The sequence below is a fragment of the Streptomyces sp. UW30 genome (genome assembly GCF_008042075.1).
Lineage (GTDB): Bacteria > Actinomycetota > Actinomycetes > Streptomycetales > Streptomycetaceae > Streptomyces.
On sequence record NZ_RDBN01000053.1, the window covers coordinates 501,799 to 520,876 of the forward strand.

15 protein-coding genes and 3 pseudogenes are annotated in these 19,078 nt (G+C 71.7%); 8 read left to right on the forward strand and 10 right to left on the reverse strand.

The annotated features are described in order from the left end of the window. Positions 1-114 precede the first annotated feature (114 nt). Genes EAO75_RS36440 through EAO75_RS36450 form a run of 3 tightly spaced genes read right to left on the reverse strand, consistent with a single transcriptional unit; the run spans position 115 to position 3,253 of the window. Positions 115-951 carry a sugar phosphate isomerase/epimerase family protein gene (locus EAO75_RS36440; protein WP_147999410.1) on the reverse strand — a complete coding sequence of 279 codons (837 nt, stop codon included), beginning with the start codon at positions 949-951 and terminating at the stop codon, positions 115-117. Beyond that, positions 948-2,099 carry a dihydrodipicolinate synthase family protein gene (locus tag EAO75_RS36445; protein WP_147999411.1) on the reverse strand — a complete coding sequence of 384 codons (1,152 nt, stop codon included), beginning with the start codon at positions 2,097-2,099 and terminating at the stop codon, positions 948-950. The genes EAO75_RS36440 and EAO75_RS36445 overlap by 4 nt, the downstream gene beginning before the upstream one ends. Continuing rightward, positions 2,096-3,253, reverse strand: a complete 1,158-nt coding sequence (locus EAO75_RS36450; RefSeq protein ID WP_147999412.1) for a Gfo/Idh/MocA family protein — start codon at positions 3,251-3,253, stop codon at positions 2,096-2,098. Before EAO75_RS36450 ends, EAO75_RS36445 begins: the two co-directional genes overlap by 4 nt. Before the next feature lie 335 nt (positions 3,254-3,588). On the opposite strand from EAO75_RS36450, the pseudogene EAO75_RS36455 reads away from it, so the two are divergent. The 4 genes and pseudogenes from EAO75_RS36455 to EAO75_RS36470 form a co-directional block, all read left to right on the forward strand. Further along, positions 3,589-4,617, forward strand: a pseudogene (locus EAO75_RS36455) (LacI family DNA-binding transcriptional regulator); the annotation flags it as partial. Between the two features lie 2,892 nt (positions 4,618-7,509). Further along, the gene (locus EAO75_RS36460; protein ID WP_147999413.1) at positions 7,510-8,106 is read left to right on the forward strand and encodes a dihydrofolate reductase family protein; all 597 of its coding nucleotides are present in this window, start codon (positions 7,510-7,512) and stop codon (positions 8,104-8,106) included. A 101-nt stretch (positions 8,107-8,207) separates the two neighbouring features. Then, complete coding sequence (locus tag EAO75_RS36465) at positions 8,208-9,140, forward strand: bifunctional helix-turn-helix transcriptional regulator/GNAT family N-acetyltransferase (RefSeq protein ID WP_147999414.1); 933 nt, start codon at positions 8,208-8,210, stop codon at positions 9,138-9,140. A gap of 63 nt (positions 9,141-9,203) precedes the next feature. Beyond that, positions 9,204-10,004, forward strand: a complete 801-nt coding sequence (locus tag EAO75_RS36470; RefSeq protein ID WP_147999415.1) for a sugar phosphate isomerase/epimerase family protein — start codon at positions 9,204-9,206, stop codon at positions 10,002-10,004. Here EAO75_RS36470 and EAO75_RS36475 read toward each other — a convergent pair. Together EAO75_RS36475 and EAO75_RS36480 are read right to left on the reverse strand one after the other, a co-directional pair. Continuing rightward, the gene (locus tag EAO75_RS36475; protein WP_147999416.1) at positions 10,001-10,444 is read right to left on the reverse strand and encodes a hypothetical protein; all 444 of its coding nucleotides are present in this window, start codon (positions 10,442-10,444) and stop codon (positions 10,001-10,003) included. The two genes, EAO75_RS36470 and EAO75_RS36475, sit on opposite strands and share 4 nt — an antisense overlap. After that, positions 10,434-10,907: a plastocyanin/azurin family copper-binding protein gene (locus EAO75_RS36480; protein ID WP_147999417.1), complete on the reverse strand. Its 474-nt coding sequence runs from the start codon at positions 10,905-10,907 to the stop codon at positions 10,434-10,436. Before EAO75_RS36480 ends, EAO75_RS36475 begins: the two co-directional genes overlap by 11 nt. 133 nt (positions 10,908-11,040) lie before the next feature. Between EAO75_RS36480 and EAO75_RS36485 the strand changes: the two genes are divergently transcribed. After that, on the forward strand, positions 11,041-11,616 hold the full coding sequence (locus EAO75_RS36485) for an RNA polymerase sigma factor (RefSeq protein WP_147999418.1): 576 nt from the start codon (positions 11,041-11,043) through the stop codon (positions 11,614-11,616). 5 nt (positions 11,617-11,621) lie between these two features. Next, positions 11,622-12,284 (forward strand): hypothetical protein, encoded by a 663-nt coding sequence (locus EAO75_RS36490; RefSeq protein ID WP_148000491.1) that lies wholly within the window; start codon positions 11,622-11,624, stop codon positions 12,282-12,284. Here the strand turns inward: EAO75_RS36490 and aroA are convergent. After that, positions 12,281-13,186: pseudogene (aroA, locus tag EAO75_RS36495) on the reverse strand (3-phosphoshikimate 1-carboxyvinyltransferase); the annotation flags it as partial. The gene EAO75_RS36490 and the pseudogene aroA overlap by 4 nt on opposite strands. Positions 13,187-13,196: 10 nt before the next feature. After that, positions 13,197-13,826, reverse strand: a pseudogene (locus tag EAO75_RS48740) (3-phosphoshikimate 1-carboxyvinyltransferase); the annotation flags it as partial. Positions 13,827-14,232: 406 nt separating this feature from the next. On the opposite strand from EAO75_RS48740, the gene EAO75_RS36505 reads away from it, so the two are divergent. After that, complete coding sequence (locus EAO75_RS36505) at positions 14,233-16,065, forward strand: glycoside hydrolase family 3 N-terminal domain-containing protein (protein WP_147999419.1); 1,833 nt, start codon at positions 14,233-14,235, stop codon at positions 16,063-16,065. A gap of 141 nt (positions 16,066-16,206) precedes the next feature. Continuing rightward, positions 16,207-16,854 (forward strand): hypothetical protein, encoded by a 648-nt coding sequence (locus EAO75_RS36510; RefSeq protein ID WP_147999420.1) that lies wholly within the window; start codon positions 16,207-16,209, stop codon positions 16,852-16,854. 26 nt (positions 16,855-16,880) lie between these two features. On the opposite strand, the gene EAO75_RS36515 is transcribed toward EAO75_RS36510, so the two are convergent. From EAO75_RS36515 to EAO75_RS36525, 3 genes are all read right to left on the reverse strand, one after another. Next, positions 16,881-18,287 carry a S28 family serine protease gene (locus EAO75_RS36515; protein ID WP_148000492.1) on the reverse strand — a complete coding sequence of 469 codons (1,407 nt, stop codon included), beginning with the start codon at positions 18,285-18,287 and terminating at the stop codon, positions 16,881-16,883. Between the two features lie 118 nt (positions 18,288-18,405). Beyond that, positions 18,406-18,798, reverse strand: a complete 393-nt coding sequence (locus EAO75_RS36520) for a hypothetical protein (protein WP_148000493.1) — start codon at positions 18,796-18,798, stop codon at positions 18,406-18,408. Between the two features lie 93 nt (positions 18,799-18,891). Beyond that, positions 18,892-19,078: ABC transporter ATP-binding protein (locus tag EAO75_RS36525; RefSeq protein WP_187284732.1), on the reverse strand; the 187-nt coding region annotated here is incomplete at its 5' end.

Genomic DNA, 19,078 nt, shown 5'->3' on the forward strand with positions numbered 1-19,078 from the left:
CATCAGAACCCCCGCGATCCCCCCAGATCCCCCTCCAAGAGTCCTGATGCCAAGTACGACCGGCGAGGTGGGGGGAGGGTTGTACGGGTGCCGCAGATTCTTTTCAGCTTCTTTTCAGCGGATCACGTGCTCCACGAAGCGCCGGGCCGTCTCCGCCAGCACCTCGCGGCCGTCGCGGGCCCACAGCCCGTCGTTGAACAGCTCCACCTCGATGGGCCCGTCGTACCCGGCCGCCTCCACGTACCCCTTCCACTCCCGCATGTCGATCGCCCCGTCCCCGATCTGCCCGCGCCCGGTGAGGACGCCCTCCGGCAGCGGGGTCGTCCAGTCGGCGAGCTGGAAGGTGTGGATACGGCCGCCCGCGCCTGCCCGGGCGATCTGCGCCGGCGCGGTGTCGTCCCACCAGACGTGGTACGTGTCGACCGTGACGCCGACCTGGTGGGCCGGGAAGCGTTCGGCCAGGTCGAGGGCCTGGGCCAGGGTCGACACCACGCAGCGGTCGGCGGCGTACATCGGGTGCAGTGGCTCGATGGCAAGCTTCACGCCCCGCTCCTCGGCGTACGGGCCCAGCTCGCCGAGCGCGTCGGCGATCCGCTCGCGTGCGCCGTGCAGGTCCCTGGAGCCGGCGGGCAGGCCGCCGGAGACCAGCACCAGCACGTCCGTACCCAGCGTGGCCGCCTCGTCGACGGCCCGGCGGTTGTCGTCCAGCGCCTTCGCCCGCTCGTCCGGGCCGATCGCGGTGAAGAAGCCGCCGCGGCACAGGGTGGTCACCGTCAGGCCCGCGTCGCGGACCAGCTTGGCCGTCGCCTCCAGGCCGTACGACTGGACGGGCTCGCGCCACAGGCCGACGCCCCGGACGCCCAACTCCAGGCAGGCGTCGGCCAGTTCCGGCATCGACAGCTGCTTCACCGTCATCTGGTTGATGGAGAAGCGGGACAGATCACCGGTCATTGAGCCACTCCGTACAGGGCGAGCAGGTTCTTCATCCGCTCCTCGGCGAGCTTCGGGTCCGGGAACAGGCCCAGTCCGTCGGCCAGTTCGTAGGCGCGGGCGAAGTGCGGGAGCGATCGGGCCGACTGGAGGCCGCCGACCATGGTGAAGTGCGTCTGGTGGCCGGCCAGCCAGGCCAGGAAGACCACGCCCGTCTTGTAGAAGCGGGTGGGGGTCTGGAAGAGGTGGCGGGACAGTTCGACGGTCGGGTCCAGCAGGGCCCGGAAGCCCGCCACGTCCCCCGTGTCGAGCACCCGGACGGCCTGAGCCGCCAGCGGGCCGAGCGGGTCGAAGATGCCGAGCAGGGCGTGGCTGAAGCCCTGCTCGTCGCCGGCGATCAGCTCGGGGTAGTTGAAGTCGTCGCCCGTGTAGCAGCGCACACCCTGCGGGAGCCGGCGGCGGATGTCGATCTCCCGCCCCGCGTCCAGCAGCGAGACCTTGATGCCGTCCACCTTGTCGGGGTGCGCGGCGATGACCTCCAGGAAGGTGTCCGTCGCGGTGTCGAGGTCGGACGACCCCCAGTAGCCGTCCAGCGCAGGGTCGAACATCGGGCCCAGCCAGTGCAGGACCACCGGCTCGGCGGCCTGGCGCAGCAGATGGCCGTAGACCTCCAGATAGTCCTCGGGGCCCTTCGCCGCCGCGGTGAGCGCCCGCGAGGCCATCAGGATCGCCTGCGCCCCGCTCTCCTCGACGACGGCGAGCTGCTCCTCGTAGGCCGCCCGGACCTCCGCGAGCGCCCCGGCGGCGATCTGGTCCGTGCCGACCCCGCAGGCGATCCGGCCGCCGACCGCCTTCGCCTCGGCGGCGCTGCGCCGGATCAGCTCGGCCGCGCCCGCCCAGTCCAGGCCCATCCCGCGCTGGGCGGTGTCCATGGCCTCGGCGACGCCCAGCCCGTGGGACCACAGATGGCGGCGGAAGGCGAGGGTGGCGTCCCAGTCGACGGCTGCGGGCGCGTCGGGGCTGGTGTCGGCGTACGGGTCGGCGACGACATGCGCCGCCGAGAAGACCGTACGGGAGGTGAAGGGCGCCCCCGGGGTGAGCGCGAGGGGCTCGGCGCGCGGCTCGTACGTCCGCAGGCCGCCCTGGAAGTCGGGCAGTCGGATGGTCACGGCTGGATCTCCGGTACGTCGATCCGGCGGCCCTCGGCCGAGGACTTCAGGCCCAGCTCGGCGAGCTGGACGCCGCGGGCGCCGGCGAGGAGGTCCCAGTGGTAGGGGGCGTCGGCGTAGACGTGGCGGAGGAACAGCTCCCACTGGGCCTTGAAGCCGTTGTCGAAGTCCGCGTTGTCCGGGATCTCCTGCCACTGGTCGCGGAAGGAGTAGGTGGCCGGGATGTCGGGGTTCCAGACCGGCTTCGGCGTCGTGCTGCGGTGCTGGACACGGCAGTTGCGCAGGCCCGCGACGGCCGAGCCCTCGGTGCCGTCGACCTGGAATTCCACCAGCTCGTCGCGGTTGACGCGCACGGCCCAGGACGAGTTGATCTGCGCGATGGCGCCGCCGTCGAGCTCGAAGATGCCGTAGGCGGCGTCGTCGGCGGTGGCGTCGTAGGGCTTGTCGTTCTCGTCCCAGCGCTGCGGGATGTGGGTGGTGGCGATGGCCTGGACGGACTTCACGCGCCCGAAGAGCTCGTGCAGCACGTACTCCCAGTGCGGGAACATGTCGACGACGATGCCGCCGCCGTCCTCGGCGCGGTAGTTCCAGGACGGGCGCTGCGCGCTCTGCCAGTCGCCCTCGAAGACCCAGTAGCCGAACTCGCCCCGGATGGACAGGATCCGTCCGAAGAAGCCGCCGTCGATGAGCCGCTTCAGCTTCAGCAGTCCCGGGAGGAAGAGCTTGTCCTGGACGACGCCGTGCTTGATGCCGGCCGCGCTCGCGAGACGGGCCAGCTCCAGGGCGCCCTCCAGCCCGGTGGCCGTCGGCTTCTCGGTGTAGATGTGCTTGCCGGCGGCGATCGCCTTCCTGATCGCCTCCTCGCGGGCGGAGGTGACCTGCGCGTCGAAGTAGATCTCGACGCTCGCGTCGGCGAGGACCGCGTCGACGTCGGTCGAGATGTTCTGCGGATCGAGGCCGTGCTGTTCGGCGAGCGCCTTCAGGGCGTACTCGCGGCGGCCGACCAGGACCGGCTCCGGCCACAGCACGGTGCCGTCGCCGAGGTCGAGGCCGCCCTGCTCGCGGATGGCCAGGATGGAGCGGACCAGGTGCTGGCGGTAACCCATGCGCCCGGTCACACCGTTCATGGCGATACGCACCGACTTGCGTGTCACGTCATTCCCTTCGTAGGCGTCTGCCCAACGTTCGTGCGTGTCTCGTACGCGGATGTGCGCGCCGCGTACGCCCTACCCCGCCAGCGATACAGCAAGCGCTTTCTATCTGATGAGAAGCTAGCCTCTGAGCAGCGGTGGAGACAAGACCGTGACGGGGTTGAGTTGTTCGAGGGGACGAACAACCGGGGTTCTTGGCCTTAAGGTCTGCTCGACATACACGGAACCGTGACCGCGGATGACCTGTCTACGAGGGGGCAGGCCTGTCCGTGAAACACGTGGTGAGCACGCACGTACGACAGGTGGTACGACGAGATGCGCGACCGGAGGACGACGAGATGACGGTGACCCTTGCGGACGTGGCGGCACGCGCCCAGGTCTCGCCCGCGACGGTGTCGCGCGTACTGAACGGGAACTACCCCGTGGCCGCCTCCACGCGTGAGCGGGTGCTGCGCGCGGTGGACGATCTGGACTACGTCCTGAACGGTCCCGCGAGCTCGCTGGCCGCGGCCACCTCCGATCTGGTGGGCATCCTGGTCAACGACATCGCCGACCCCTTCTTCGGGATCATGGCGAGCGCGATCCAGTCCGAGATCGGGGGCCCGGGCGGCCGGGCGGGCGGCGAGCGGCTGGCGGTCGTCTGCAACACCGGGGGTTCACCGGAGCGCGAACTGACCTATCTGACCCTGCTCCAGCGGCAGCGGGCCGCGGCGGTGGTGCTGACCGGCGGCGCCATGGAGAACGCCCCGCACGCCGCGGCGGTCTCGGCGAAGCTGCGGAAGCTGGCGGACGCCGGGACGCGGGTGGTGCTGTGCGGGCGGCCGCCGGCGCCGGACACCGGCGCGATCGCGCTGACCTTCGACAACCGCGGCGGCGGACGCGAGCTGACCGAGCACCTGATCGGCCTCGGCCACCGGCGCCTGGGCTACATCGCGGGCCCGGAGGAGCGCACGACGACCCGGCACCGGCTGGAGGGCCACCGTGCCGCCCTGGAGGCGCACGGCATCGAGGAGGACGCCGGCTGGACCGTCCACGGCCGCTACGACCGCCAGTCCGGCTACGAGGCGACGCTGGAACTGCTGCGCCGGGACCCGTCGTTGACCGCGGTGGTGGCGGCGAACGACTCCGTCGCACTGGGAGCGTGCGCGGCCCTGCGGGACTCCGGCCTACGGATCCCCGAGGACGTCTCGGTGGCAGGCTTCGACGATCTGCCGTTCAGCATCGACGCGGTGCCTTCGCTGACGACGGTGCGGCTGCCGTTGTCGGATGCGGGGGCGCGGGCGGGTCGGATCGCGATGGGGCGCGAGGAGCCGCCGCCCGGGGGGATCGCGACGATTCGGGGGGAGTTGATGGTTCGGGGGTCTTCTGCCGCTGGCGCAGCCGGTCACGGACACCGAACAGGCGCAGGTGTGGCTCGGCGGAGGCGCGCCGAGCGCGGCGGAACCGGAACCGGATGGCGCGGCCGGGGCCGAGGCCCGGGACGGTGGCGGGGGAGCGCAGGCGACGGATGCCGGACGGACGCGAGGTCGGCGCCCCCTGCGCCGTAGCGCGAGCAACCCGAGGAGGCCCGCGAACAGGGCCGCCGCCGGGAGCCACCACCGCAGCGCCCCGGACCCGGCATCCGTCGCCTGCGCTCCCCCGCCACCGTCCCGGGCCTCGGCCCCGGCCGCGCCATCCGGTTCCGGTTCCGCCGCGCTCGGCGCGCCTCCGCCGAGCCACACCTGCGCCTGTTCGGTGTCCGTGACCGGCTGCGCCAGCGACCGGCCGACGTCCCGGGTCAGCGTGGGCCAGCGCTCCGTCATCCGGTCCGCCGACATCGAGGTGAAGCGGACGGAGGTGAAGTCGACGCCGCCGTAGATGTACGTCCGCGTGTATTCGGTGTCGCCCTCACGGGTGCGGTGCGTCACCTTGAACTCGCCCTTGGTGTAGGAGCGTACGTACGCGTCGAAGGTGTCGCGCGGCGTCCACTTCTCCCGGGTGGTGTACGCGTCGATGTCGCCCTTGTCGATCATCTCGCCGTACGCCGTCGCCTTGCGCGCGCTCAGTTCGCGGTACCACTGGGCGGCGACCCGGCTGAGATACACCCGCCGCAGCTCGGCGTACTCCGGGGCGGTGTTCACCGCCTTGACCACCCCGGGCAGGATCAGCCGCCGGAACACCGCCTCGTTGTGCTCCTGCACCGACTCCGACTGCTGCGGGCAGGACACCGCCCCCTCGCCGCCGCGCGACTTCAGATACTGCGTCTCCATCTGCACGTCCAACGGCGACTTCAGGATGTACAGCTCGTCCCCCTCCTCGTGGACCGTCGCCGGCGCCGGCACGATCCAGGTGCGGAACGACATGCAGTCGCCCGACAGCTGTCCCCAGTACCGTTCGCCGAGTTTCGTGTCCGGGTGGATGAGCTCGCCGGTCGTCTTCTTCAGCTGCAGATCGGCCTCCAGCAGCACCCGTCCCGCGTCCGTCCGGCCGAGCCGGGAGTCGACGATCCGGTCGGGCTCATTGGGGTTGAGGTTGACCCAGAACGTCGACGGCTCCAGCTCCAGCCAGGTGAAGAAGGCGTCGGACGACTCCTTGGCGCCGGCAATCCCCGTCGTCCCGTCGTTCTCGCCCGACGCGGCCAAGGGCGCCTTGAACGCGTAGCGCAGGCCGCCGCCCGCCGAGCCGGGATCGGCGAGGTAGCGCAACTCCAGCCGGGAGAAGTCGATCCCGCCGGGCGCCTGGGGTGTCCTGGCCAGGCCCCGGTCCAGGCCGCCCCTGGGCTGCTCTTCCGCGTCACCGCAGTCGGCCGCCTGCCGCGCGGAGAAGGCCGCGAGCCGGACGGCGGAGACGCTCTGCGGGCGTCCGAGGCTCTGCGCCTGCGGCATGGGGCAGTCCGTCGAGGGGGCGGGGAACACGGACTTCAGCTCGCGGTCGGCATCCCGCGCCTTGCCGATGTCCCTGCCCAGATTGCCGCGCGCCGTGTCGGCCCGGACGCTGAAGATGTCCTTGTAGCGGCCCACGATCCGGCCCCTGTCGGCCTTCGCGGACTCCTCACGGCCGGCGAGCTTCTTCAGCTCCTTCGCGATCACCCGCCGCTCGTTCGCTCGCGGTCCTGCGGGCAGCTTGGCCGCTTTGTGCGCCCGCTCCTCAAGCTGCTTCCTGCTGTTCCTGATCTTCCGGAGTTCGGCGTCGACCGGCTTCAGCTCGGCGGCCCGCTGGGCCCGCTCCTGCTGGGTCAGGCCGTACTCCTGTGTGTAGAAGACCGGGGTCCCGTCCTCGATGACCTCTTCGTCGCACACCTCGCAAGGACCCCGATCGGTGTACCAGGACAGCGGCTTCAGGGCGGCCGTGCCGGTCCGGTTCTTCTCCAGCTCGTTCTTGATCAGCTGCTCGGAGTGCAGGCCCGTCTTCTTCCCCGCCTCCCTCACGCCGGGAAAGCTCATGGCCCGCGCCATCAGCAGGTTCTGCACGCCGTCCGCGCGCAGTTCCTCGTAGTCCCCGGGCCGCAGGTAGTCCTTCCACTCCTCCAGGGGCACCAACTTGAAGTCGTACGCCGGGGCCTCCTCCGGCCGCCCCAGAGCGATCAGATCCGCGAGTTCCTCGTCGCTGCGCCCACGCGGATCGACCAGAGCCGCCGCCACGTTGGCGAACTCGTTGTAGCCGTTGGCGTATTTGCCGGTGTCGGCGATATACGCACCCTTGTACTCGCTGCCCAGCCGGTCACGGAAGTAATAGCCCTCCCGGCTGAACCGGTCCTCGTAGTACGGGATGCGGCCACCCGTGCCGTCCTCGGACTTCGCCGCCGTCGCCGCCTGCGCGGCAGATACGACGCCATCCCCCGGTCCGACCAGGGGAGTTGCCACCGCGAGAGCCGCCAGGCAGAAGACGGCCGCCCACCACCGCCGGCCCGACGCCCGTACCAAGGACCGTTCCCCCGTGATCCCGCGCATGATCGAGTGCACCCCCGTTGTGCGTCCGTCAGCCACCGGCGACCGTAGACGAACGATCCGTCGTCCGTACAGGGCTCATTACGTCAAAAGTGGCGTGCGCGTACCGCATTGGCGTACCGCGCGGCTGCGTGAGCAGCGACGGGCGCACGGTCGTCCACCAGGGTGGCGCGCGGTGCTCTGAGCACGCCCTGTTCCCGGGGTCGGCCGGTGACACGCGCACCATACTGTCGGCGTCGGGAACCGCTTCCGCCACCGATGATTTCCTGGCCCCGCCCCGGTCTTCACTGCCGTCATCGCATCGACCCGACCCGATCCACAGGAGTGAGCCCCATGCGCATCGCGATCACCGAGTTCATCAGCCTCGACGGTGTCGTCCAGGCCCCCGGTGGCCCCAAGGAGGACACCGACGGCGGATTCGCGCACGGTGGCTGGACGCATCCGTACTTCGACGCGGAGGTCCTCGGCGGCGCCTTCGACGCGGGGATGCGGAAGGCCGAGGCCCTGCTCTTCGGGCGTCGTACCTGGCAGACCATGGCGGCGGCGTGGCCGGAGCGGGCCGGGGATCCGTTCGCGGACCGAATGAACTCGATCAAGAAGTACGTCGTCTCCGGCACCCTCACCGACGCCGATCTGACCTGGAACAACACCACCCTCATCCCCGGCGCCGAGGCCGTGGCCCGGGTGCGCGAGCTGCGCGCGGCCGAGGGCGGCGATCTGGCGATGATGGGCAGCCCCACCCTGGTGCGCACCCTCATCCAGGAGGGGCTGGTCGACGAGCTCCAGCTCATCGTCATGCCGGTGCTGCTCGGCGGCGGCAAGTCGATCTTCCCGGAGGACGGCGGCAAGCGCCCGCTGGAGCTCGTCTCCACCACCACCGCCAAGACCGGCGCGCAGGTGTGCGTCTACCGGCCGGCCACGGAGGGGTAGCGGCCCAGGCGCGGACGTCCTAGGCTCGACCCGACGGAACCTCTGACTGAGTCAGAGATCGACAGGCCGAACCGCCGCAGAGTCCACCGGGGTCGACGATCATGACCGTCCACGACATCCGCGCCTTCAACCGCTTCTACACGAACGTCATCGGCGCCCTCGACTACAGCCGCCACCTCTACGCCCCGTACACCCTCACCGAGTCCCGCGTCCTGTACGAGCTGGCGCACTCCCCGCGTACCGACGCGGCCGATCTGCGGACCGAGCTCTCGCTGGACGCGGGATATCTGAGCCGGATCCTGAACAAGTTCGAGCAGGACGGGCTCATCGAGCGCACCCCCTCCCGGCAGGACCCGAGGCGCCGGCGCGTCACCCTCACCGCGCGCGGCCGGGAGACCGGCAAGCTGCTGGAGGAGCGGGCGAACGAATCGGTCGGCTCGCTGCTGTCGACCGTCCCGGCCGCCGACCGGCCCCGCCTCGCCGAGGCGATGACGACCGTCCGTACGATCCTGTCCCACGGCCGCCCTCCCCGCCGCGAGGACGTCCTGCTGCGCGAGCCCGGCCCCGGCGACCTCGGCTGGATCGTGCAGCGCAATGCCGCGCTGTACGCCGCCGAGTACGGCTGGAACGCCGACTACGAAGGCCTGGTGGCGAGGATCGTCGCGGACTTCGCGGAGGATCACGACCCGCATCTGGAGCGGGTGTGGATCGCCGAGCTGGACGGCCGGCCGGTCGGGTGTGTGATGTGCGTACGGGACGAGGCCCCCGCCACGGCCCGGCTACGGCTGCTGCTGGTCGAGCCCGCCGCCCGCGGCCTCGGCATCGGCGACCGCCTCGTCACGGCCGTCGTCGACTTCGCCCGCGGCGTCGGCTACCGCGACCTCGTCCTGTGGACCAACGACGTCCTGAGCGCCGCCCGCCACATCTACCGGCGCCACGGCTTCGTCCTGGCCGCCGAGAAACCCCACCGCTCCTTCGGCAAGGACCTGACCGGGCAGGACTGGCGGCTTGATCTGCACGGCACACCGGAGTGACACCTTGGGTTCCTGCTCGCCCGCCGGATGGGCGTCCCTCCGTTTCCCTGGCAAGGTGGATGCATGAAACTGGCGTTCTCCACCCTCGGCGTCCCCGGTCTCCCCCTCCCCGACGTGCTGCGGCTCGCGACCACGCACGGTTATCACGGCGTCGAGCTGCGTACGCATCCCGAGGAGCCGGTAAATCTGGGGCTCGGGCCCGACGAACGGGCCGACGTGGCGGCCGAGTTCAAGGCCGCCGGGGTCGAGCCGGTGGGGCTCGCCGGGTACGTCCGGGTCGCCGCGCCCGGGGACGACGGGCCGGTGATCGAGGAGATCCGCAGGCTCATCGACCTCGCCCACGACCTCGGCGCCCCGTTCGTCCGCGTCTTCCCCGGCGCCGACCACGAGCAGAGCCGCCAGTCGGCGGACGCCATCGCCGCGCGGCGCCTCGGTACGGCCGCGGAGTACGCCGCCGACATGGGCGTACGGATCCTGCTGGAGACCCACGACTCGCACGGCGCCGCCGCCGACGCGATCCGCGTCCTGGGCCTGGTCGGCCACCGCCACGTCGGCTCGCTGTGGGACGTCATGCACACCTGGCTGGCCGGTGAGCAGCCCACGGAGAGCTACGCGGCCCTCTCGCCGTACCTCGGCTACGTCCAGGTCAAGGACATCGCCTCCGCCGACGACACGACCCCGCTGCCGCTCGGCGCCGGGGTGCTGCCGCTCGCCGAGTGCGTCGAGGTCCTCTCCCGGCACGGCTGGGACGGCTGGCTGTGCTGGGAGTACGAGAAGCGCTGGTACGAGGACGCCGCCCCGCTGCCCGAACTGCTCGGCGCGGGGCGGGAGCACCTGTCGCGGCTGTTGAACGAGTCGGCCTAGAGGCGAGCCGGCCTGGAGGGCGTCTTCTTCCCCTGGCGCCGATGGCGGCGGCCGTGCCCGAAGGCGGTCACCGCCAAGGCGGTCAGGACGGCCACGCCCGCCGTCTCGACATACAGGGTCGGGCGGACCAGCTCCGCGTCGATCGACTCGCCGAATCCGAACAGGGTCGCGTTGAGGCTCAGCAGCAGCGCGCCCAGCGTGCCGACCGTGAACAGCGCGGTGCCGGCGGCGACCGGGCCGAGCAGGCGCACGGGCGCGACCAGCAGCGCCAGTGCGAGCAGGATGCCGACTATGCCGTTGAGCAGGAAGAGCGGCCCGATGGTGGCGAGGTCCCGGTAGCCCTCGGCCCACAGGCGCAGATGGATCGCGGCCATCGCCGCCGTCAGCCCGGCACCGGCCAGACGCAGGACGAGCCGCACGACCGTGCCTTCAGTAGCCATTGCTCGGAGAGGTGTTGTCGTTGCCGGACGGTGCCGGGGCTCCGCCGACGGTGATCTCCGTCTTCATGCCGAGGTCCTTGTGTCCGTCGACCGGGCAGTAGACCTCGTACGAGCCGGACTTCAGCTTCACGGTGAGGGTCGTGGACTGCCCCGGCTCCATGTTCTTGCTGCGGTTCTCGCCGCCGGGGCCCTCGATCTCCAGGGCGTGTGTGTGCCCACCCATGTTCTTCGCGGTGAAGGTGTACTCGCCGGGCTGGAACTTCTGCGTCGAGAGCTTGATGTGGAAGTCGGTCATCTCCGCCGTGACCTGGGTACCGGGACCGGTGCCGGTGCCGGTGCTGTTGCTGCTGTTGCCGCTACTGCTGCTGCCGTTGCCGCCGCCTCCACAGGCGGCGAGCACGGCGGTGAGGCCGCCGGCGGCCACGCCGAGGAGCACGCGGTGGCGGATGTGCGGGATGGTCATGAGTCGGTCCTCCGGAACGTCCCCCCGCAAGGGGTACGACACGGCCGGCCCAAGGGATTGCGGTCCGCGGGATCGCGCGGGCGGAGAATGGACGTACGGCAATCCCTTCCGTGCGGCGGAACGTATCCCTGGTATGTGGCGCAAGGGCCTTTCCCTCGGGCGGATCCCCGACGAGGCACTGCTCACCGGCCTGACGACGGGCGATCCCGAGCTCGCCGTCGCGTTCGTGCGCCGCTTCCAGCGCACCGTCTTCGGCGTGGCCCTGGCCGTCCTGGGCGACCCGCAGCTCGCCGAGGACGTCGCCCAGCAGACCTTCGAGCGGGCCTGGCGGCACGCACAGGTGTACGACCCCCGGCGCGGTTCGGTACGGGTCTGGCTGACGGCCATCGCGCACAATCTGGCGATCGACGCGGTGCGGGCCCGGCGGGCGAGCCCTCTCGCCCCGGAGGACCTGGACGGGCTGCTCGGCATCGTGACCGAGACACCGGAGCGGCGGGCACTCGCCGACGACAGCGCGGAGCGGGTGCGGCGGGCGGTCGCGGAGCTGCCCCGGGAGCAGGCGCGCGCCCTGGTGATGGCCGGGATCTACGGGATGACGGCGCGGGAGGTCGCGGACACCGAGGGCGTGCCGCTGGGCACGGCGAAGACCCGGATCCGGACCGGGACGCTCAAGGTACGGGCCCTCCTCGAGGCGGCGGAGAAGCGGTGAGCGGCATGGAGTGCGAGCGGCTGCGGGAGTTGGACGCCGAGCTGGCGCTCGGGGTCCTGCCCGCCCGCGAGCGGGCCGAGGCGGTCGCCCATCTGGACCGCTGCCCGGACTGCCGGGAGCACATCGAGCGGCTGACGGCGGTCGGCGACGGTCTCCTCGCGCTGCTGCCGGGCGCCGAGCCGCCGGTCGGTTTCGAGAGCCGGGTCGTACGGGCACTGGGCGCGGCACCCGCGCCGAAGCCCCGCAGGCACCGGCTCCGGCTGGCGGCGGCCGCCGTGGCAGCGGCCCTGGCCTGCGGCTTCGGCGGCTGGGCGGTCGGCACGGTGACCGAGGCCGCGCCACCGCCGCCCGCACAGCGGACCCACGACAGCCTGCGGGAGGCGTCCCTGCTGTCCGACGGCCGCGAGGTGGGCCGCATCTACGCTCACGCCGGTGACGAGGGCTGGGTGTACATGTCCGTCGACCTCGACGGGGCCGGCCGGGGCCCGGTGCGCTGTCTGCTCGTCCACGCCGATGGATCGACGGTCCCGGCGGGTTCGTTCCCGCTCAGGGACGGCTACGGCTACTGGGCGACGCCGACCGGAACCGACCCGACGACCCTGACCGGTGCCCGCCTGGTGGCCGCGGACGGCAGCATCCTGGCCACGGCGAACTTCCCGACCGGCTAGGCCGTTTCCAGGCGGGCCCGCAGCGCCCCGAACTCCTCGTGAAAGCCCGGGAACGTCTTCCGTACGCACCCGGGGTCGTCGAACGAGACCCCCGGCACCAAAAGCCCGGTGACCGCGAAGGACATCACGATGCGGTGGTCGCCGTACGACTTGATCTGCGCGCCGACGGGAGCGCCCTCGGCCGCCGGCTGGATCTCGATCCAGTCCGGCCCCGTGGTCACCGCCACCCCCAGCCGCCGCAGGTTCTGCGCGCACGCCTCCAGCCGGTCGCACTCCTTCACGCGGGTGTTCGCCACGTCCTCGATCCGCACCGGGCCGGAGGCGAACGGCGCGATGGCGGCCAGCGTCGGCATGGTGTCGGAGATGTCGCGCATGTTGACCGTGACGCCGCGCAGTTCGCCGGTGCCGCGCACCGTCGTCGCGACCGCGCCCACCGACACCTGCGCGCCCATCCGCCGCAGTACGTCGACGAAGCCCAGGTCGCCCTGGAGCGCCCCCGCACCCAGGCCCGGGACCGTCACCTCGCCGCCCGTGACGGCGGCCGCCGCGAAGAAGTAGCTCGCGGTCGAGGCGTCGGGCTCGACGGCGTAGGTCGTGGCGCGGTAGCCGCCCGGCGGGACCACGAAGACGTCGCCCTCCCGGCTCACCTGCGCGCCGAACGCCCGCATCATCGCGATCGTGATCTCGACGTACGGCGCCGAGACCAGGTCGGTGACGGTGATCCGCAGGCCCTCGCGGGTCAGCGGGCCGAGCAGCAGCAGCGCCGTCAGGTACTGCGACGACTGCCCCGCGTCCAGCGTCACGTCCCCGCCCCGGACACCGGCCGCCCGCACGGTCAGCGGATGGTGGCCCTCCTGCTCCTCGTGCCGCAGGTCCACGCCCAGCTCGCGCAGGGCACGGGTAGCCGCCCGGCGGGACCACGAAGACGTCGCCCTCCCGGCTCACCTGCGCGCCGAACGCCCGCATCATCGCGATCGTGATCTCGACGTACGGCGCCGAGACCAGGTCGGTGACGGTGATCCGCAGGCCCTCGCGGGTCAGCGGGCCGAGCAGCAGCAGCGCCGTCAGGTACTGCGACGACTGCCCCGCGTCCAGCGTCACGTCCCCGCCCCGGACACCGGCCGCCCGCACGGTCAGCGGATGGTGGCCCTCCTGCTCCTCGTGCCGCAGGTCCACGCCCAGCTCGCGCAGGGCACGGGTCAGCGGCAGCAGCGGGCGGCGGCGCATCTGGGGCGAGGCGTCGAAGCGGTAGGTGCCGTGCCCTGCGGCGGCGAGCGTGGGCAGGAAGCGGGCCGTGGTCGCGCCGTCGCGGCAGTGGACGTCCGCCTCCGCGGCCGCGGGGCCCTGCGGGCGGCCGTCGACCTGCCAGGTGTCCGGGGTCCGGCCGATCCGGTGGCCGAGCCGGGTCAGTCCCTCGGCGAAGCCCTCGGTGTCGTCCGAGCGCAGCGGCCGCAGCAGGGTGGTGACACCGTCGGCCGCGGCCGCCAGGAACAGGGCGCGGGCGGTGATGGACTTGGATCCGGGAATGGCGACTTCGGGCATGCGCTCATGATCGCCCCGCCGCCGGGGAGCGCGCCCGGACGTCCACGGGATGGACCCGCACCCGACCCTCGTCCGGTGCTCATCCGTCACGCTGAACCCCGGCTTACCAACTTCGCCGGTTGTGGCCCTCGCGGGGAACCCAGCCCCATCCCCGCTCGTCCAACCCGCAAGCTGCCGGAGAGTCACCGTGGTGCGGTGTCGGCCCTCGCTGCTGGCTGCGATAGCTGACCACCCTCTCCGCCGTGCCGCGGCCGGCAGCACGCCGTCATCGGCGCGCCCCCCTCCAACTGCGCCGATGGCGGCCCCTCTTCGGTTACGGTCCATTCCCTTGACTGGCAGAAACTTCCCGGTTATTGGTGACTTCTCGGAAGTTTCCTTCAGAGCACCACCTCCGGAAGGAGCGCACGTGCCCGACACCAGCACGGGAAACGCCACGACCCCTTCAAGACGTACGGTCCTCGCGGCCACCGCAGGTCTCACCACCGCCCTGGCCCTCGGCGGCACCGCCCACGCCGCCCCCGACGACAAGAAACTGCGCGCGCTCATCGCCCGGATGACCCTGCCGGAGAAGGTCGGCCAGCTCTTCGTCATGCGGGTCTACGGCCACTCCGCGACCGCTCCGGACCAGGCCGACATCGACGCCAACCTGAAGGAGATCGGCGTCCGCACTGCCGCCGATCTGGTCGCCAGGTACCGCGTGGGCGGCATCATCTACTTCACCTGGGCGCACAACACCCGCGACCCGCACCAGATCGCCGACCTGTCCAACGGCATCCAGCAGGCGTCCCTCACCCAGCCCCGCGGCCTGCCCGTACTCATCTCCACCGACCAGGAACACGGCATCGTCTGCCGCGTCGGCGAGCCCGCCACCCTCTTCCCGGGCGCCATGGCCATCGGCGCCGGCGGCTCGCGCACCGACGCCCGCACCCTCGGCCGGATCGCCGGACGGGAACTCGGGGCGCTCGGCATCCGGCAGAACTACTCCCCCGTCGCCGACGTGAACGTCAACCCGGCCAACCCGGTCATCGGCGTGCGCTCCTTCGGCGCCGACCCGGCGGCGGTGGCCGGCATGGTCGCCGCGGAGGTGGCCGGATACCAGCACTCCCGGCAACTCGCGGCGACCGCCAAGCACTTCCCGGGCCACGGCGACACCGCCGTCGACAGCCACTACGGCTTCCCGGTCATCACCCACACCCGTGAGCAGTGGGATTCCCTGGACGCACCGCCCTTCCGGGCCGCCGTCCGGGCCGGCATCGACTCGATCATGACCGCGCACATCATGGTCCCGGCCCTCGACGACTCCGGCGACCCGGCAACCCTCTCCCGCCCGATCCTCACCGGCATCCTGCGCGAGGAACTGGGCTACGACGGGCTGGTCGTGACGGACTCGCTCGGCATGGAGGGCGTACGGACGAAGTACGGCGACGACCGTGTCCCGGTGCTGGCGCTGAAGGCGGGCGTGGACCAGCTCCTCAACCCGCCGTCCCTCGACATCGCGTGGAACGCGGTCCTCAAGGCCGTCCAGGGCGGCGAGCTGACCGAGGCACGGCTGGACGAGTCGATCCTGCGGATCCTGCGACTGAAGGCGAAACTCCGGCTGTTCGACGAGCCGTACGTCAGCCAGGGCGGGGTCGACAGATACGTCGGCACCCCGTCCCACCTCGCGACCGCCGACCGTATCGCCGAGCGGACGACGACCCTGCTGGTCAACGAGGGACCGCTGCTGCCGCTGTCCCGCCGCACCCACCCGAAGGTCCTGGTCGTCGGCGCCGACCCGGCCTCCCCGTCCGGTACGACGGGACCGCCGACCGGCGTGCTCGCCGCCGCGCTCACCGAGCTGGGCTTCACGGCGACCGCGCTGTCGACCGGTACGGCACCCTCCGCCGCCACCATCGCCCGGGCCGTCGCGGCGGCGCGGGAGGCGGACGCGGTGGTGGTCGGGACGTACAACGTCACGGCGAGCAGCGCGCAGAAGGCGCTGGTCGAGCAGCTGCTCGCGACGGGGCGGCCGGTGGTGGCGGTGGCGATCCGCAACCCGTACGACGTGGCGCAGCTGCCCGGCGTCCGGGCCTTCCTGGCGTCCTACTCCTGGACCGACGTCGAACTGCGGGCGGCCGCACGGGTGATCGCCGGGCGGGTGGCCCCGCGCGGAAAGCTGCCGGTGCCGGTGCAGCGGGCGGACGATCCGAGCCGGGTCCTGTACCCGGTCGGGCACGGGCTGTCGTACCGGCGCGGGTAGCGGGACGTAGCACTTTGGGCGTAGAGCCCGTACGCCGCACAACGGGCGCACTCACCCCCAACCGACCCAAAAGACCCCACATCTCTGGCGTGCGCCCGCCGCGACGGGCCACGCTGGACGGGGGTACCCGGGGGGAGTGCGATGGGTGGGAGAAGTGCGTTCGGCGTGGCCTGTGCGGTGCCGGTGCTGCTCGGCATGTTGGTGACGGGGTGTTCGCAGGCGGCGGAGGGGGACGGGCGGCTCACCGAGAGCGGCGTCGCGACCGCGACCGCGCGGCAGGTGACGCCGACGCTGCCTGCCGCCTACGGAGCGGTGTTCCTCGGCGTCGACGAGTGCAGTTCCTTCGGCACGACGAGCTTCACCGAGGTGTCCTGCACCAGTGAGCGGGCGGCGGCGCGGGTGGTGGCGCGGCACGAGGGCAAGGTGGGCGACGGACCGCTGTGCCCCGCGACCACGGACTTCGTCCTGCACATCAGCGAGCAGAGCCGCACGTCCGACGAGGACGGCGACGGCGCGATCCCCCAGGGCTACGCCTGCATGCGCAATCTGACCGCGCCTCACCCGGGTGACCCCGGCGGCGGTGGCGGTCCCCGCACGATCGTCGGCGACTGCGTCTACAACTCCGGTGACGGCCAGGTCCGCGAGACGTCGTGCGACGGCCAGGGCGAGCAGCGGCCGGAGTACAAGGTGGCGAAGGCCGTCGACAAGCGGGCCAAGTGCCCCCTGCCGACGGCCCTCTACGTCCAGCTGGGCGGAGACAGGCCGGTGGGGTGCGCGCGGCCGATGTGAGGCGCACGGCCACCGGCCCAGCGCCGTCACGGTCGCAGCGTGAGCTCCCGTTCCGGGTCCCGCACGTCGAGCTTCGCGTCGTACGCCGCGAGCGGCCTCGGCTCGGCCGTGGTCGGCGCGACACCCGCCCAGCTCAGGATGCGGGCGGTGGCCTGCCGGCGCTCCGCCGCCACGAGGCCGCCCACCAGGGCGCCGTGGTTGGCTCCCGGTGCCGTGAAGACATAGGCGTCGCGCGCGCCCTTGTCGACCCGGAAGCGTTCCCCGCCCCATGGGTCGTTCTGGCCGTAGACGAAGATCATGTGCCGGGCGTTGTGGCGGATCCAGGTGTCCACGTCGCGCATGGCTCGCGGCTGGAACCTCGTCGGGATCTCACGCGGGACGAAGTCGCGCGGCGGGAGGTAGCCGTAGCGGATGAGCCCCGGCTCTATGTGGGGGAACCCGATCATCGGCGCGCCCAGCTGCGTGGCCGCCTGGTAGTAGTACGGCGTGTACGGCTCCAGGCCCTGGTCCGTGTAGAAGTCGAAGCCTCCGCTCGCGTCGATGGCGTCCCAGATCGCCTTGTCGGTGGCGTGCGCCGCGTCCGCCGGGACCGTGTCGCAGTCCTTGAGCAGGCTGTACTGCCAAAAGCCCCAGACGTAGTCCAGGACGACCGCCTCGTACGCCTTGTCCAGGCTGCCGATCGTGCCGAAGGTGTAGCCGTGCTCGGCCGCGTGCGCCGCGAACCGTTCCTTCATCGGCTCCCGGCGCACCAGTGCTTCGCGCTGCACCGCGTTCACCCGGTCCCGGCACGCCTTGGTACCGACGCGGGCGAAGAACCGGTCGTACGCCGAGTCCTCGTCGTCCACCACGTCGTTGGGGGCCACGTAGGCGACGACGCCGTCCATGTCACGGGGGTAGAAGCGCTCGTAGTACGTGGCGGTCATGCCGCCCTTCGAGACGCCGGTGGAGAGCCACTTCTTGTCGTAGACCGTCTCCAGTGCCTCGAAGATGCGGTGCTGGTCGGTGGCCGCCTGCCAGATGTCCAGCTTGGTCCAGTCGGCCGGTTCGGGCCGGGACGGGGTGAAGAAGCGGTACTCCATGGATATCTGGTTGCCGTCGACGATCTGCGTCGGCTCGCGGCGGCTGGGCGTCGTGGAGACCCCGTAGCCGCTGGTGTAGAAGACGGTCGGCCGGGAGACGTCCCTGTGCAGCACGGTGAGGCGCTGCTGGAAGGTGCCCGCGGACGGATTGCGGTGGTCGACCGGCTGGGTGTACGCGAGGACGAAGAAGCGGTAGCCGGGGTACGGCTTCTCCTCGATGAGGCTCATGCCCGGTATGGACAGCAGCCGTTCCTCGATGTCCGGCTCGGCGGCGGTGGCCGCCTTCGCCGTGGCCGCGCCGAGCGCGCCGGTGAGCAGCGCGAGCGCCAGCAGCCATCTGAGGGTCTTGCGCACCATGCACTCTCCCCTGGGAAGCGGATGTTGCGCGCAAGCTAGCGAGCAACTCCGCGCCGCACCAGGGGAGATGAGGAATTCCCGGCGGGGATGGCCGAACGACGGCGGAAGGCGTCGGTCAGCAGAGGATCCAGCCCTTGCTCACCGACCCCCGCCCCACCTGCCCCTTCACCCACACACAGCGCTGCCCGGCGTGGACCGTGACCGGGCCGGCGCGACGGGTGTACAGGCCCTCGTCGGTGACCGGGTTGGCCCGCAGCGCCTGCACGCTGACCATCATCTGCTGCCGACGCCCCGGGCTCCTGGGGACGGTGATGGCGCAGACGTAGCCGCGCTTCTTGTAGACGTACAGGGTGCCGGTGGAGAACGGGTACGTCTTGACCTTGCGTCCCTCGCAGCGCGTGGGCGCGGCGGCATGCGCCTGTGCCGGGGCCGCGACCGCGAGCACTGCGGACGCCGTCAGCAAGGCCAGGCCGACCGCCAGCCGTCGACGTATCGCACCTTTGTCCACCGTCTTGTCCTCCCCGTACACCGGCAATGAGCGTACTGATGTACGGACGCACGACGTATGCCGGATGGTTGCACGACCGTCAAGCGGGCACCCTCACCTGGCCGCCCCGACCGGTTCCTCCGGCTCGGCCTGCCCGAGGAAGGTCCGCCACAGCTCGGCGTACCGTCCGTCGCGTGCCAGCAGTTCCTCGTGCGTCCCGTCCTCGGCGACCCGACCGTGGTCCATCAGCACGACCCGGTCCGCGCGGGCGGCCGTCGTCAGGCGGTGGGCGACCACGAGG